We start from the raw sequence: 16,069 nt of genomic DNA on the forward strand, positions 1-16,069 counted from the left end.
GGAGTTGGAAAACGCTAAGGCGCAATTTTTTTGATATAACTCATGCTTTTAAGGCGCAAGGATTTTATCTCCGATAAAATTGTGTACTGTAGATTTTAATCTGCATTTGCTGGATCTGCGAGAAATTTAATACTATTCTGCTATGTCCCTTTCTGAAAATCTTAGATTTTCTTGCGTCTTAAATTTTCATAATGCATGAAAATCTTTGCGGCTTTGCGTTTTTCCAACAATCCAAAAATCATCAACGGTAATCTAAATGGATAGATTATTTTATCTAAACCTTATAGGTTTTAAAAACCTATAAGGTTTAAATCTGGTCTTTTACCAAATACTCTTTGATTAATCAGAAGTTGTCATGAAATAAACAACTGACACGAAGAAAGTTTTCAACAATTAAATCAGATAACACCTATGTTTATAAGCTTATTTTCATTTTATCTTTAATCTTATTCTTTAGATCATATTTTTTTCTGTTTTCTATTGTATAGCTTATGCTTTTTTGCCATTTTTGTATAAAATGTCGGTCATGCAAAAAGAAAAATTACGCGTCATCAGAAAGCAAAAAGGCTATACTCAACAACAGGTAGCTGATTTTATCGCAACAGATGTATCTAATTACAGCAGAAAAGAAAGTGGTGATGTAAGGATCGTAAAAGATGAGTGGGACAAACTTGCCCGTTTTCTGGATGTACCGATTGAAGATATTTATGAAGAGGAAGAACCTACAGTAGTTATTAACAATGACCATCCTGTATTTAATGATAGATCTTCTTCTGCGGGGGTAATTACTAACCAGAATAATTATGATAATATTCCGGGAGCTATCATTGAAAATTTACAAAACTATATTGCTTTATTAAAAGAGGAGAACGAAAAACTGAAAGAAGAACTGAAAGGTCTCCCAAAAGGAAGAAAATAATACGGTTTGAAAATTGTAAAAATATCTGTGTCACTCATATTAAGTTATGAAGTGACATTTTTTTGTGATATAGGCTCTAATTGATGCTAAAGTTTTTTGATGCAAAGAATTAATGATTTAAATGTTTTATTTTAGGAGGCAAAGAGTTGCAACTCTGTCGCTAATGAAGCTTTGTGGTAGTAATACGTTCGCTTAGAAAGAATCAATTTCATTGATTCCAACTTTGCTCTCTTAAAATATTAAAGAAAGCAAATGAAAACTTTGCGTTAAAAAAAATTCTTTGATTTAAATTCTAAAGCTGTTTACACTTTTTTACTAAACCACAAATCGAAGATTATCTCTTTTCAGTCGATGAATATTATTTCGACGTAGTCAGACACAAAAGTTTTTATTTTTTTAGACACTTAAGTACACTTTAGAAAGTTTAAAAGAATACTGCACAATTAAGTTCACATAAGATGAAAATCTTTGATTTTCAAAAAAACTTTAGTGTACTTCTTATACACAAAGTATATAACTTAAATAGCTTATAAGTGTTTAAAAATCTCTTGGGACTTTTGTGGTTAAGTTTAAACAAACTTGTTTTGAAATTTACAATTCCTCCAACGGATCCCAGAATAGTTTTTTGAAATTTTTTATTCTAAGATTGTCTATCGTAAGGCCTTCCGCTTCCAGTTTTGGCTGAAATTCAGGGACAGATAAGACTCCTGAACTTGAGATCACACGGTGTGCAGGAACATCTTCAGGACATCCTCCCATGGCTTTTCCTACATGCCGGGAATGATTCGGGTAACCTACTGCTTTGGCTATAGCTCCATACGTTGAAACCCTGCCCTTTGGAATAAGTTTCGCCACTTCGTACACCTGTTGTTTGAAGATTTCGTCCATATCTTTCTGTAGTTAATTAAGTGATTGAAAATCATATACTCCGGATTTCAAAAGATTTGCATTATTTTTGAACTCACATGGATTCAATGATGTTTCATTAAAAGATAAAGATATGAAAAAATCATTTTTCCGACTGCTGAATGCGGTTAATAAAAAAGTTCTCCCAAAACTGAGTAATAAAGATCCCAATCATCTGACTAAGATAGAAAAGGGAATTTTGGCGTATCGTTATTTTGTTCTGGTAAATTCGTTGGATTGATTTTTTTATTTTCTTACTTATGATACCGGTTTTCACAGATGTTTGCGGAAAATTTTTGGAAAACGCAAAGACGTTAGTTTTTTGAAATATTACATACTGTAAGGGGCAAGGATTTTATCTCAGATAAAATTGTGTACAGTAGATTTTATTTTTATCTCACGCTGATTTTGCAGATTACGCTAATACTAATGAAAACCCGCTTCATCTGTGAGAAAATTTAATATAAGATTATACATTGCTTTTGCTGAAAATCTTAGATTTTCTTGCGTCTTAAAATTTTCATACTACATGAAAATCCCTTGCGCCTTTGCGTATTCCAACAAAAAAGAGATGCTAAGCAGCTTGAAAAATAATATTACACAAGAGACTGTTTCAATTTTGAGGCAGTCTTTTTTTGTATGAAAAGTTTGGGAAAACGCAAAGGCGCAAATTTTTTAATATAACTCATGTTTTTAAGGCGCAAGGATTTTATCTTCGATAAAATTGTGTACGGTAGATTTTATTTTTATCTCAGATGCTCATTAAAATCTGCGTGATCTGTGTGATCTGCGAGAAAATTTAATATAACATTATATCTGCTGAAAATCTCCACATTACATAAAAAGTTCTTTGTCACTTTGTGTTTTCCAATCAAAATATATGTTGAATTATCTCACAAATAAAAAAGCGCTTCAAATGATTTGAAGCGCTGATATTGTCATCTCTTTCGAGAATTTTGTTCTTAGTTTTCTAAGATATAAGAGAACATTAATGGTGCACAAATAGTTGCATCACTTTCAACGATGAATTTCGGTGTAGTGATATCCAGTTTACCCCAAGTGATTTTCTCATTTGGAACAGCTCCTGAGTACGAACCATATGATGTTGTAGAGTCAGAGATCTGGCAGAAATAAGACCAGAAAGGAATGTCATGCATTTCCATATCCTGATACAACATCGGTACTACACAGATCGGGAAATCCCCTGCAATACCTCCTCCGATCTGGAAGAATCCAACTCCTTTACCTCCTGAGTTTTTAGTATACCAGTCAGCAAGATAAGTCATATATTCAATTCCTGATTTCATTGTAGTAGCTGTAAGCTCTCCTTTGATACAGTAAGAAGCGAAAATGTTACCCATTGTAGAATCTTCCCATCCTGGAACTACAATTGGCAGGTTTGCTTCTGCAGCAGCAATCATCCAAGAATTTTCTCTAGGAATTTCATAATACTGCTCTAATACTCCTGAAAGGATCATTTTGTACATAAATTCGTGTGGGAAATACCTTTCTCCTTTCGCTTCTGCATCTTTCCAGATTTCAACGATATGTTTCTGTAATCTTCTGAATGCTTCTTCTTCAGGGATACAAGTATCTGTAACTCTATTTAAACCTCTTTCCAGAAGGTCCCACTCATCCTGAGCTGTTAAATCTCTATAATGAGGAACTCTTTCGTAGTGAGAGTGTGCCACAAGGTTCATTAAATCTTCTTCAAGGTTAGCACCTGTACAAGAGATAAAATCTACTTTCCCCTGGCGAATCATTTCTGCAAGAATTTTACCCAATTCAGCAGTAGACATTGCTCCAGCTAAAGTGATCATCATTTTTCCGCCATCTTTAAGATGGGCAACATAGCCTTTAGATGCATCCACCAATGCAGCTGCATTGAAGTGCAGGTAATATTTCTCTATAAATTCAGAAATTGGTTTGCTCATTTTTTTTAATTTTTGCAAAGATAAAACTTAAAAACGGAATGCAGCCCAAGCACTTGAAGAAAGTGTCACAGAGGGGTCTTTTTTTATCATTTGTTAAATGCTAAAGCTGTTTTGTTGGGACACATAAAGGCGCAAAGAACTTTTCATGTAGTATGAAAGTTTTTAGCAGCAATAAAATCTTAGATTTTAAAGCACAAATGATATAAAAAACTTGTGCCTTTGCGTTTTCCAAAACAGTTGAGCTAATGAAATTAAAAAAGCGGGGCTCAAAGTGAGCCCCGCTTTCATTGTAATTTAATTTAATAGCTTTCAACAAGGATTTATCCTTCCCAGGGAGCCACTTTCAGGATTTCAATTTTACGTTCTCCGTCTTTGAAAGGCCAACTGATAACATCTCCTACTTTATATCCTACTACTGCAAGGGCAATATCCGATAATATGGAATGCTTATTCTTTTTAAGCTTTGCTTTGGTAGAAGGTACAAAAATATATTCGTGCTCAAAATCTAAGGTATGGTCTTTCAATGTCACTTTCCTTTCAACCGTTACGATATCAGCAGGCAGATCTCTTCTCAATACCTGTTTTGCATTTCTAAGTTCTTCCGTAAGTCTTTTTTCTTCTCCGATGCTCACCTTTTTCCTTCTGAGTGTATCTTTTATGGCATCATAAATCCCTGTGGTTACAATAATATGATTGGACATTTTGTTCAATTTTTTAAAATTAAAATGCAGTTATTCCCTAACGATCCAATGTAGAACCCAGGCATACAACAGCCTTCTTCTATAGAAAACTGCAAAAAAGTAATAAATAAAATCCGGAGTGATTCCCTGTCTTGGATCCTGACAGGGCTTAATTGATAAAGTCCTTAGAACTTTTCAGGAAAGAGTCTGTATGTAAATAAAGTAATGACAGCAGTAATCCTGACGGTCGGCGTATCGCAGATAAAAAGATTGTTGCTATCATTATATTTTGTTTTAATCCTAACAAATATAGGACTTAAAATCGGAATGTAGCGGCAAATTATCGCCAAATTAAATATTTCCCCATCATGATCATGTCTTTCAACGTTCCGGAAGTAATCGTTTATTTCTGAGTAAACAACTACAACTTAAACCGTCTGTTTTCCTTTTTATCGGAGAGCTTTTTCTTGCTATCCAATCTTTTCTGTTTCTGAGCTCTTGAAGGTTTTGTCGCCGTTCTTTTTTTGGGAACAATGAGCGCTTTGTTCACCAGTTCAATTATTTTTTCAATTGCTTTATTTTTATTCATCAGCTGCGTTCGGCTTTCAGAAACAGTTAAAAATAAAACTCCCTCAGCATTGATCCTGTTTTTCAATTTATCCAGTAGTAATGCTTTCTGCTCCTCATGAAAGAAAACGGATGCATTCACTTCCCAAAGTACGGTAACGGCAGTTTCCACCTTATTCACATTTTGCCCTCCAGCACCACTACTTCGGGAGGTTTTGAAACTGAGTTCTTTTGAAAAGTTTTTCATTGTATTTATTTTAAAATAAGTGAAAAAGATTAGGCCTCTGTACTGATCTTTTTATACAGTTCTATCCTGTTTATTTTTCCGTTTGGCGTTCTGGGTATTTCATCTATAAAAATAATCTCTTTGGGTTTGTGGAAATTTTTATCAAACGGTATTTCTGAAATTTTCACAAACAAGTCTTCTGATTTATTTCCTTCTATAACCAATATCAATTTTTGACCCAAACTTTCGTCCTTTATACCTAAGAATACCACTTCATTTGGAATCGCTTTTTTTACCAGGGCTTCAAGAGTTTCCGGGAAAATTTTGGCTCCACCGGAATTGATTACATTATCAATCCGTCCTAAAAACCTAAACTGCTTTCCTGCTTTAATTTCAACTAAATCATTAGTTATCAACACTTCATCATTCACTGCAGGTGCAAATATTTTCAAACACGTCCTCTCATCCAAGGAAATATTTACATTTTCAAAAGCTGTAAAATACTCTTCCGGATCCGGCATCAGCTGCCTTAAGGCAATATGAGAAAGAGTTTCAGACATTCCATAGGTTTCAAAAATACGGTTTGAAACACTCAGATTCATTTTGAGAATTTTATTTTTTAAACTCTCTGATACTGCAGCCCCTCCAATGATCAGATTTTTTATTAAATGAAGTCTATCCAATGAATTTTCTACCTGCAAAGGAGTCATTGCACAAAAATCTATTTCCTCTTCCAGATTTTCGACGGGGTTTAAGGAGGGTTCTGTCACCATTAGTTTTAATTTTCTTTCCAGAGCACGTACAACCATCATTTTCCCTGAGATATATTCTACCGGCAGGCATAAAAGTGCCTTATCCCCCTGTTGTAATCCCAGAAAGTTGCAGGTCATTACCGCAGAATTTATCATTTTACTTTTCTCAATTTCAAAAATTTTAGGTGTTCCTGTGGAACCCGAAGTCTGAACTTTTACCGTGTTTGCGTTAAAAAACCATTCTTCCAGAAAAAAACCAACTTTTTTTTCAAATTCCGTATTAAACGATAAATTATTAGTATTGAGATTATTGAAGTCTATCAGCATATTTTAGTATTCATAAAAGCACAGTAAATTTAGAAAAAATTTTAAAAAGTTCTTGTAAGTAAAGAAAAAAGCTGTAAATTTGCACCACCAAAATAAAACAGACCTATAGTGTAACGGTAGCACTCCGGTTTTTGGTACCGTCAGTCGGGGTTCGAATCCCTGTGGGTCTACAAACCATCCTTTTCTAAGGATGGTTTTTGTTTTTTATAGGGCTATATTATACTGTTTTATTTTTCTGTAAAGCTATTTTTCACAGTGGTAATGTGGAGCATCTACCAAAGATTCAATATAAAATACGTCAGAAAAGATAAATTCCTATCAATTTTGAGTGTAAAAACTATAGATTTTTTGATAAGGTATTTGTACATTTAAAAAAAAACTATAAATTTGCATCACCAAAAATAAACAGACCTATAGTGTAACGGTAGCACTCCGGTTTTTGGTACCGTCAGTCGGGGTTCGAATCCCTGTGGGTCTACAAACCATCCTTCTTTAAGGATGGTTTTTGTTTTTTTATCATATAAAACAAAGTTTATTATTTCTAAATAAAGGATCAACCGCAAAAGTTGAGGGCTTAGTAAAAAGTTTAGCTAATCTGAAGAGAAAAAATATTCTGTCTTTCACTCCTCTGAGTTGCATTCTGAAGTTCTCTATTTTCATAGCCGCCGCATTAGTGCTTCTTTGATTAAAGTAGTTCATAATATCTCTATAATGATTCATTATCATTTTTTCTTAATGTGGAAAAAGGTTTAAAATCTGCTTCTTCCACATTACTAAACCAATATACCAGTTTAGTCATTGCTGGAGGTTTTGAAATATGCTGGTTATAAATTTTTCTAAGTCCATCGGTTAATTGATATATTTTTTCTAAATCAGGATATTCATTAAAAAGATTACCTCTAAATTTTTTCAATTTTTTAGCTTTTATCAGTTGCTTTATTTCCTCTTAAAAAAATATATTTGCACAAATTAATAATCTCAAATTAAATATTGACATGAAGCAACTCTATCTCAGTGTGTTACTGATATACACTGCCATGAATGCTTCTGCCCAGGAAGTTCTGTGGCAGAAAGACCTCAAATCCTCTACACAAGATTTCCTCAGTCAGATTACCACCACTATTGATGAGCAGTACCTCATTGCCGGAAGCACTATACAACCAGGAAGTGGGATGCGAGATACTGGAAGCAGCCAAAACCATGGCTATGACTACCATTTGGTGAAGCTGAATCAGCAGGGCGAAAAAGCTTGGGAAAAATATTTCGCAGGACAAAATCATGATTATTTATCTGCTACGGTAGCAACTCAGGATGGGGGCTTTCTCTTAGCCGGAACTTCCTATTCCGAAAAAGGTCTGGATAAGAAAGAAGCTTCCAAAGGTGGATCTGATCTCTGGCTGATCTGCATCAATGAATTCGGTGATGAATTATGGCAAAAAACATTGGGAACTGCTTCGGATGAAGAAGCAAAAGCCGTCATTCAAGCCACAGATTTAGGATTCTTTGTAGCCGGAAACGTACAAAACTCCTCCAAAGGCTATGGCTCTAAAGATGTTTGGATTATAAGACTTAACAAAGACGGAAAAGAAATCTCTCAATTGATATTAGGCGGAAAAGGTCTAGATGAAGTTGAGAAAATGATTCCAACGAGGGATGGTGGTGCTTTATTAGGAATTTATTCTAGGAGCTCCGAGGTTAGTGATTCCGGATCTGGAGTAAGAAACACTAAAGGAAAATCTTCGAGTGAACTATCTGCCAATTCAGTACCCATCAGTCAAATCCCAAAAGCAAGCAGTAATTATGGTGAAGGTGACTATTGGATCGTCAAGCTGGACAAAAGTGGAAAAATAGAATGGGAAAGGAACTTTGGCGGAAAAGGAGATGACCATATCAGAACGCTAGCATTGACTTCAACAGGTTTTATCATTGGTGGAGAATCCAGATCGGAAAGATCTGGAAACAAAACAGTAGGTATAGAAGAGGGTACAGACCTTTGGCTCATTTCTTTAAATGAGAATGGCAATGAACAATGGCAAAAATCATACAATTTCAAAAACAGGGATATCCTGATGAATATAAGCACTTTACTTTCAATAGATTACAAAACCACAAAGGGGACTCTGTTAGGAGGTTATACACAAGCTGAAGGAAGAATAGAAGAAAATGACGAAACGTTTTGGATGTTGTACTTAGACCATAATGGAAATGAGCAATGGAGAAAATATGTAACAGGAGACTCGAGACAAAAAGCGGAAAGACTTTCAGATCTGAAGCTGAATAAAGATGGCTCAATTGTACTGGCAGGAACAAGTACAGAAAAATTAGGAATGGAAAGCTGGAAAATTGTAAAACTGAGAGACCAACAAGTGCAGCAGTTGATTGAAAAAGCTGATATTAAAATCTATCCAAACCCTGTCTATGATTATGCCTATGTAGAAATTGGCTATGATTTTAAAGATGCTGATATCACGCTGTATGATATGGGAGGAAGACTTCTTCAAACTCTGAAAACTGGAAACAATATAACCAAAATTAATACACAATCTCTTGTACAGGGAGTTTATTTGGTTACCATAAAAACTAATAATAATAAAACTGCAAACGCTAAACTGATAAAAAAATAAGAACATGAGAAAGTTACTAGTATTTGCCATCACTCATTTTTTTCTATTATTTTATTGCCAAGAATTTCATCCCAGCGATAATTATTTTTCATTAGAAAAACAAGTTAATTCAAATGTCAATCCTAATTCAGGATTAATTTCAGAGTCGATTGGCTTATTAAGCATTCCACTTAGGAATGGCCAAAATTATTCAATTGCTGCAACATATACTTCAGCACCTTTTAATCCTATTCTTAATACATCTGTTCTGGGACTTAACTGGGATCTAGATGTTTCTGGTATTATAACCAAATCTTGGAGTCAATATAATGCATGGGGCCCTTATTACGCCTACGAAGACTCATGGAATGACGGAATAACGAATGTTTCGGATTATGATATGTGGAATGCTATCCCCGCATTGCAACCCAATAATCTTAATTCTCCTTATCCGCTGGAAAGATCAAAATATTATTTTAAATTTTGGGGATATAAAGGTTATTTTTATATCGATAGACAGGGAAACCCTAAAATATATAGTACAGACGCCAATTTAAAAATAAGCCTTACTGAATACAATTATAAAACAAAACAAGGAATAATTAATAATGGATGTGATACAGGGTCATCCATTATAAAAATTACAGATGATAAAGGAAATGAGTTCTGGTTTGGTGGAAATGATAATTATCTGGATACATCATACTCTGCAGGAACAGCCTACCCTTTAAATAATACGGGGAATTCAAGAACTGAAAGACATGTATACATTAGCGCCTGGTATTTGAACAAAATTCTTTTAAGCACAGGTGATAAGATTGTTTTTGAAAACAAAGACAATAATATGAAAAAAACGTTTTCAGATTTTTGTACAATATCAAGACAATATACTGAAAACAGACAAAAGATTATGAATGACAGTATATATGTACAAAAAACATTAGGCTACTCTCAACAAGGTCTTTATACTAAAATAGGAAATAATTTCATTAGCCATTCCAAAGGATTACAGGAGGATAAAAATATTGTAAAAAAATCTTTACTTAATCGAATTATTATTAATGATACTTATTTTGTAAATGTGAATTATTCTCGCATTAATTATACAGATACGGTAAATGATTTCTACATTAAAAATTTGATTGTAACATACAAGAATAAACCAGTAAAAAGAGTAGATTTTACGCTTGACAGTTTTGGGGATGTTAATAAAAGAACCTTCCTAACTAATATAAAAATGGGCGCAGATGAATATGAATTCAAATATTATAAAACAGATAAATTTCCTTCTTTAGATACTTATGCTACGGATATTTACGGATATTACAATGGAATGAATGACAAAGGATATGATCTTGATAATATTGATGACCGGGATACCCAATCACCATATTTTAATACAGGACTTCTAAAAAGTATTGAATATCCTACCAGGTCAAGAAAAGTATTTACTTATGAAAGATCTGATTTTTCAAAAGTGCATGGAAAACTACCTAATACTGGAGATATAGGAGTGTATAACAGCGATGGTATCATTAATTATCCCAGAATACAAAAAATACAACACTTTGATTCAAATCATTTTCAGATAGGAACAGACAGAACCTTCAAATATACCAAGAATAATATAAGTACAGGAATCTTTGAGGATGAATTTGCCAATGCGTTCAGAGCCTACGAAACAATGTATTATTTAGGTTACCTTTCTACTGATCCAAATCAATTCATTATGGTTCTTAACAACTTTAATTCTAAATCATCAAGCAATATTCCAATCAATTACAGCTACGTAGAAGAAACAGATGGTAAAGGCAGTATTCAGTATTTTTTTACAGATAGAACCACTAATAAAGATACCCTAGTAGCCAAATACAAAAAAGCTGGTCAATTTGAATCAGCATGGATGCCTTATGGAGGCGGACTTAATATTTACACTTATAAGGGAGCTTATTCACGAGCCCACGAGCGAGGTAATCTATTAAAGAAAATTATTTTAAATCAGACTCAGGATACTATCCAGGTTACTAATTATAAATATAAAAGCCTGTTGAATCAAAATTTATTAGATAATGGCAATATAAAAAAGCTATCCGATGACTTCATTATTAAAACTACACCAGCTCCCGGCTATATTGTACAAAATTTTAATATAGAAACCATTGTCTCAAAGCAATTTACCGAACCCTATAAGCTATCTTCCACAGAAGTAATTAATTATTACGGGAACAATAAAAACAGCTCAAAGGAAGAATTGACATATTCAAGTTATTTAAAGAACTATAATACTGTTGCCAATAAACTCAATAGTTCTAATGGAACATCCAATCTTGTAAAATTAAGTTACCCTTCAGATTTTGGTACACAATATAATAGCCTTATTGATAAAAACATTGTTGCTGTACCTATAAAAATTACAAAAGAGAAAAACAACCTTCCTATTGCAACCACCATATTTGAATATACTCAAAGCTCCTCTAGTAACATACTCAATTTATACAAACAGTTCTCAGGAAGAAATAACGACCCTTCCAATACTAATAAAGTACTGAAGAAAACAAACGATTTATATGATAATAAAAACAATCTGATCCAGTACACAGATAACGAAGCATCTACCAAGGTAGCCATATATGGATATAACCAAACCTTACCTATTGCACTTATCGAGGGAGCTACTTATGCAGAGCTGATGCAAATATTCGGGCTGGATCCGGCCAATACACAGTCTTACTTAAATCTGGATATCGTTAAAAAATCTGACCTGGATGTTGATACAGCTACCGAAATTGATCTTTTTTCAACATTAGATGCCTTTAGGAAAGTTCTGGGAAATAAAAACTATCAAATTACAACATATACTCAGGATCCTTTAGTAGGAGTTACCAGAGTTACATTACCTTCTGGCGTTACGGAGGTTTATAAATATAATAAAGACAGCAAATTGGAAAAAATACAAAATGAAGAAGGGAGTTTGCTGAAAAAATACAAATATCATTATGCTGCTAAAAAATATTACAACCAGCTATACAGTAAAGTATTTATCAGGACCAATTGTCCTACATGGCAGATTGGAGAACCTTATACTTACATCGTTCCGGAAAATAAATATATGTCTTACATAAGCCAAACGGATGCAGATCAGATGGCAAAAAACGAAGCAAATTCCAATGGACAGAATGCCGCCAATACGCTAGGAAGCTGTAGCATGGTAAGTTGCAATTTTGTTCCTAACTATTATGTAAATATGTATTATTCTTCAATACAGCAAACCGGCCCTAACCACATTAAGGTCACAATGCAGTTCCAAGCGAATCCACCTAATGGGATGAGCTGGACCTCAGGAAGCGGAGTATCAGTTGGATATATTGGAGAAGCCTGCAGACCCCTTACCGCTAAATATATAAATTACACAAGTGGTTCTTCAAGCTGGAGTATCTCTATAGACCAAAGTGGATATGTAATGGTAAGATCAAATAATGGTACCGCACCTGGGAATGGTATGTTTGGCTTCTCTGTTGAATACGATAAAAACTAAAGACCATGAAAAAAATAATAACAATATTCAATATTCTGCTTATTTGCGTTCTACATGCCCAGGCAACGCAATTAAATCATCTTGATAATTATTTCTACACTGCATCTTTCTTGGATAAAGACACATTGAGAAAGTCTGAAACAATTCATTATCTGGATGAGCTGGGAAGACCCAAGCAATTAATAAGTCTAAAACATTCTCCATTGGGGAGCGATGTGGTTACTCACATTGAATATGACCAGTTCGGCAGGAAAGTTAAAAACTATCTTCCTGTACCTCAGCCCGGCACATTAAATGGAAATATCTACCCATATTCTTCTGTAACGAGCTCCAGTTTATATGGAAATGAAAAAATTTATTATGAAAAAATTCTGGAAAACTCGCCACTCAATAGATTACAGCAACAAATTCTTCCAGGAAATGATTGGGCTTCTCATCCGGTAACTACTGACTATAATTTAAATATTGCAGATGCTGTCAGAAAATTCACCCCTTCCACCACATGGCAAGACGGAGCCAGTATCACTAAAATTATTGATATCGGGCTATATCCTGATAAGCAACTCTATAAAAGCATTTTAAAGGATGAGGATAATAATGAGACTACTATATTCAAAAATAATGAAGGACAAATTGTACTGGTCAGAAAACTGTTAAATGCAACTGAAAAAGCTGATACTTATTATATCTATAATGAATATAACCAATTGGCATTTATACTTCCTCCTCTAGCCAGCATTCGTAGTGATATCAGCACAAATATTATTAAGCAAAATGAACTATGCTATCAATACAAATACGATGATCAAAATCGTATGGTAGAAAAAAAACTGCCGGGTAGAGACTTAGACTATTTCATTTATGACAAGCAAAATAGAGTTATAGCAACACAGGATGGTAACTTGAGAAACAAGGGTCAATGGTTATACACAAAATATGATAAATTTGGCAGAGTTGCCATTACTGGTATATCTACCGGTAGTACAAGAGCTTTAGAACAAGGCAGCGCAAACACTTCCGGTTCGAATAATGTGACCAGAATTAATTCTGTTTTTTTTAACAGGCAAGGAATGGATGTATATTATGACAATCCAGATGCTACATACCCTGACTCCTCCAAATGGGTAACGTTACTGACATTAAATTATTATGACACCTATCCGACTTATAGCTTCAATCCTGCCTTTCCTGGTTCCATTATAGGGCAAAATACTTTAACTGATAGCTCAGCTAGCAGTAGCAGAAGCACAAAAAGCCTTCCGGTTATGAATCTTATAAAGAATATTGAGAATGATGACTGGACGAAGAATTATATTTATTACGATAAGGAAGGAAGATTAATTGGCTCTTATTCCATCAATCATTTAGGAGGATATACAAGAAATGAATCTAAACTGGACTTTGCAGGCATTGTAAAAGAAACAAATATATTTCATAAGAGAGCAGAATCTGATACAGAAATTAAAATCAATGAAAACTTTTTATATGACGATCAAAATAGACTGAAAAAACACTATCATCAAGTAGATAATCAGCCTAAAGAACTGTTATCAGAAGTTACTTATAATGAACTATCAGAAGCTATTAATAAAAAAGTAGGCGGCAATAGTTCTTCAGGAACGCTTCAAAGTATTGATTACAGCTATAACATTCATGGATGGCTAACAAAAATTAATGATCCTACAGATTTAGCAGGCAAACTCTTTGGATACCATATTAAATATCAAAATCCTGAAAAAGAAAATCTTGCGCCTAAAAAATTTAATGGCAACATTACCGAAGTAGACTGGAAAACTTCGAATGATCAGGTTTTAAGGAGATATGGTTATCAGTATGATAAAAATGATCGTTTAAAAAAAGCTGTTTTCCAGGAACCTAATGCTGATATTCCGGTCAACGAATATTATAATGAAGATCTTATCTATGATATTAATGGAAATATCACAAGACTTAACAGATACCAAAAGCCCGAATCCGGGACAACGCCTCAACAAATTGATGGGCTCAACTATACATACAATGGAAATATATTACTGAGGATCTTTGATACCACCGGCAATTTTGATGGATTCAGAGATGATGTATCGCCAGGAGGCTATGATTCCACAGATGATTTTGCTTATGATTCAAATGGCAATATGATCCGTGACGATAATAAACAAATTGGTTCTATAGCGTATAATCATTTAGATCTACCAACCAAAATAACTTTTCCAAAAAACAATAGTATTAGCTACATATATGCAGCCGATGGTACCAAATTGAAAAAAATAAGAGCCATTTATTACGCTGGCGGGAGTACAGAATATGAAACCACCGATTATCTGGACGGATTTCAGTATATACAGAATAGCTCAGATTTCCCCTCTAAACCAAAGCTTTTATTTTTCCCAACAGCTGAAGGATATTATAATAAAAATATTAATACTAATCCATATGCCCCACCTATCCCTGCCTATGTCTATCAATATAAAGACCAGGTTGGAAATGTAAGATTAAATTTTTATAAGAATCTGGATACCAATACTGTTACTATTGATAATGAAAATAATTATTATCCCTTTGGATTAGAACATAAAAAATATAATAACAACCCTGGATTTGCCAATTATCAGTATAAATTCCAAGAACAAGAATTACAAAAAGAAACTGGATGGTATAGCTTTAAATGGAGAAACTATGACCCTGCCGTTGGGAGATTCTTCAATACGGATCCTTTAAGTGAAAGATTTTCTCACCAGTCACATTACAACTTCTCCGAAAACAGAGTTGTAGATGCAGTAGAGCTTGAAGGCTTGGAAGCCTATGTTCTTGCTGGTGGAGATATGATGATTAATGGTCTTTCTCTTTTACAAAGTGAATATGCCATCGGGGCAGATGGGGTCAGAAATATTGCAGGGATCAACCTTGGTACATTTCCAGCTAAAACATCATTTTGGTCTGCCATTGGTTCGTCATTATCAGAATATTCTTCAGGAATAGGCGATGGTTTTACCAATTATTATACTTCTACATGGAATACATTTAGGCATCCTATAGATACATTTAATAATCTCAAAAATACTGAACCTGATCCTTTTACACATATTGTAGAACCTTTATTAAACGTTTTTTCAGGATATCAGTATGAAGTTCAGAGAGACAATTATCTAAATTTTATGGATGCAGCCAATGGTAATTTCCATAGCCCAGGGCAAAGATTGGGTGATAAATTGGGAGAACTGTCACTTACTGCTGCAGGAACTGCCGTTGGAAAAGTAGGAAAACTCGGAAATTTAGGAAAAATTAGAGGAAATGCTACCTTATATAGAAATTTTGGATGGAATGAGCTTAGTTCACTTAAAGAATCGGGAGGGAAGTTTTCAATTCACCCTAATCAGTTTCAAGGAAAACAGTTCTGGGTTGGAGAATCTGGTATGGAGATGTGGACCAATTCATCAATGGCAAAACCTTTTACAGCTAAAATCAAAATTCCTAAATCTTTTGTTACTCCAGGGCATAAAAATTTTATCTTTATGGAGTCTGAAATGATTATTGACGGTTTTCCAGGAGGTACGGTTCTTAAAGAAAATCTTAAAAAGTTTAATTCAGCAATTAAAGTCGAATGGATTCGTTATTAA

Annotated in this window: 11 protein-coding genes and 2 tRNA genes; 7 read left to right on the plus strand and 6 right to left on the minus strand. The window is 34.0% G+C overall.

Annotated features, from left to right (window positions below; all coding sequences use genetic code 11):
• The first annotated feature begins 526 nt into the window (after window positions 1-526).
• The gene (locus DRF57_RS21510; protein WP_047490091.1) at window positions 527-919 is read left to right on the plus strand and encodes a helix-turn-helix transcriptional regulator; all 393 of its coding nucleotides are present in this window, start codon (window positions 527-529) and stop codon (window positions 917-919) included.
• Between the two features lie 591 nt (window positions 920-1,510).
• Here DRF57_RS21510 and DRF57_RS21515 read toward each other — a convergent pair.
• Window positions 1,511-1,807, minus strand: a complete 297-nt coding sequence (locus DRF57_RS21515; RefSeq protein ID WP_047490089.1) for an MGMT family protein — start codon at window positions 1,805-1,807, stop codon at window positions 1,511-1,513.
• 112 nt (window positions 1,808-1,919) lie between these two features.
• Here DRF57_RS21515 and DRF57_RS23935 point away from each other — a divergent pair, with 112 nt between their 5' ends.
• Entirely contained in the window at window positions 1,920-2,066 is a 147-nt protein-coding gene (locus DRF57_RS23935; RefSeq protein WP_167449396.1) for a hypothetical protein, read from the plus strand.
• 721 nt (window positions 2,067-2,787) lie between these two features.
• Here the strand turns inward: DRF57_RS23935 and DRF57_RS21525 are convergent.
• From DRF57_RS21525 to DRF57_RS21540, 4 genes are all read right to left on the minus strand, one after another.
• Window positions 2,788-3,759: a deoxyhypusine synthase family protein gene (locus DRF57_RS21525; RefSeq protein WP_047490081.1), complete on the minus strand. Its 972-nt coding sequence runs from the start codon at window positions 3,757-3,759 to the stop codon at window positions 2,788-2,790.
• A 320-nt stretch (window positions 3,760-4,079) separates the two neighbouring features.
• The gene (locus tag DRF57_RS21530) at window positions 4,080-4,460 is read right to left on the minus strand and encodes a GreA/GreB family elongation factor (protein ID WP_047490079.1); all 381 of its coding nucleotides are present in this window, start codon (window positions 4,458-4,460) and stop codon (window positions 4,080-4,082) included.
• A 400-nt stretch (window positions 4,461-4,860) separates the two neighbouring features.
• Window positions 4,861-5,253, minus strand: coding sequence for an alternative ribosome rescue aminoacyl-tRNA hydrolase ArfB (gene arfB, locus DRF57_RS21535; RefSeq protein ID WP_115920781.1), 393 nt, complete (start codon window positions 5,251-5,253; stop codon window positions 4,861-4,863).
• A 29-nt stretch (window positions 5,254-5,282) separates the two neighbouring features.
• The gene (locus DRF57_RS21540) at window positions 5,283-6,311 is read right to left on the minus strand and encodes an AMP-binding protein (RefSeq protein ID WP_115920783.1); all 1,029 of its coding nucleotides are present in this window, start codon (window positions 6,309-6,311) and stop codon (window positions 5,283-5,285) included.
• A 99-nt stretch (window positions 6,312-6,410) separates the two neighbouring features.
• Between DRF57_RS21540 and DRF57_RS21545 the strand changes: the two genes are divergently transcribed.
• Together DRF57_RS21545 and DRF57_RS21550 are read left to right on the plus strand one after the other, a co-directional pair.
• Window positions 6,411-6,481, plus strand: a tRNA-Gln gene (locus tag DRF57_RS21545).
• A 237-nt stretch (window positions 6,482-6,718) separates the two neighbouring features.
• Window positions 6,719-6,789 (plus strand) — tRNA-Gln (locus DRF57_RS21550).
• Window positions 6,790-7,017: 228 nt separating this feature from the next.
• On the opposite strand, the gene DRF57_RS23955 is transcribed toward DRF57_RS21550, so the two are convergent.
• A complete protein-coding gene (locus tag DRF57_RS23955; protein ID WP_174772377.1) occupies window positions 7,018-7,224 on the minus strand; it encodes a transposase in 207 nt (68 codons plus the stop codon).
• 82 nt (window positions 7,225-7,306) lie between these two features.
• Between DRF57_RS23955 and DRF57_RS21560 the strand changes: the two genes are divergently transcribed.
• The 3 genes from DRF57_RS21560 to DRF57_RS21570 are packed head-to-tail and all read left to right on the plus strand — an operon-like array spanning window position 7,307 to window position 16,069.
• Entirely contained in the window at window positions 7,307-8,935 is a 1,629-nt protein-coding gene (locus tag DRF57_RS21560) for a T9SS type A sorting domain-containing protein (protein ID WP_115920785.1), read from the plus strand.
• Window positions 8,936-8,939: 4 nt separating this feature from the next.
• Window positions 8,940-12,449 carry a DUF5977 domain-containing protein gene (locus tag DRF57_RS21565; protein WP_047493343.1) on the plus strand — a complete coding sequence of 1,170 codons (3,510 nt, stop codon included), beginning with the start codon at window positions 8,940-8,942 and terminating at the stop codon, window positions 12,447-12,449.
• Between the two features lie 5 nt (window positions 12,450-12,454).
• Window positions 12,455-16,069 (plus strand): DUF6443 domain-containing protein, encoded by a 3,615-nt coding sequence (locus tag DRF57_RS21570; protein ID WP_115920787.1) that lies wholly within the window; start codon window positions 12,455-12,457, stop codon window positions 16,067-16,069.

The organism is Chryseobacterium rhizosphaerae (assembly GCF_003385455.1).
Taxonomy (GTDB): domain Bacteria; phylum Bacteroidota; class Bacteroidia; order Flavobacteriales; family Weeksellaceae; genus Chryseobacterium; species Chryseobacterium rhizosphaerae.

Coding starts and splice junctions, on each gene's coding strand:
- DRF57_RS21540 (WP_115920783.1), bottom strand. CDS start 6,311: ATGCTGATAGACTTCAATAATCTCAATACTAATAATTTATCGTTTAAT.
- DRF57_RS21530 (WP_047490079.1), bottom strand. CDS start 4,460: ATGTCCAATCATATTATTGTAACCACAGGGATTTATGATGCCATAAAA.
- DRF57_RS21570 (WP_115920787.1), top strand. CDS start 12,455: ATGAAAAAAATAATAACAATATTCAATATTCTGCTTATTTGCGTTCTA.
- DRF57_RS21560 (WP_115920785.1), top strand. CDS start 7,307: ATGAAGCAACTCTATCTCAGTGTGTTACTGATATACACTGCCATGAAT.
- DRF57_RS21565 (WP_047493343.1), top strand. CDS start 8,940: ATGAGAAAGTTACTAGTATTTGCCATCACTCATTTTTTTCTATTATTT.
- DRF57_RS21515 (WP_047490089.1), bottom strand. CDS start 1,807: ATGGACGAAATCTTCAAACAACAGGTGTACGAAGTGGCGAAACTTATT.
- DRF57_RS21510 (WP_047490091.1), top strand. CDS start 527: ATGCAAAAAGAAAAATTACGCGTCATCAGAAAGCAAAAAGGCTATACT.
- DRF57_RS21525 (WP_047490081.1), bottom strand. CDS start 3,759: ATGAGCAAACCAATTTCTGAATTTATAGAGAAATATTACCTGCACTTC.
- DRF57_RS23935 (WP_167449396.1), top strand. CDS start 1,920: ATGAAAAAATCATTTTTCCGACTGCTGAATGCGGTTAATAAAAAAGTT.
- arfB (WP_115920781.1), bottom strand. CDS start 5,253: ATGAAAAACTTTTCAAAAGAACTCAGTTTCAAAACCTCCCGAAGTAGT.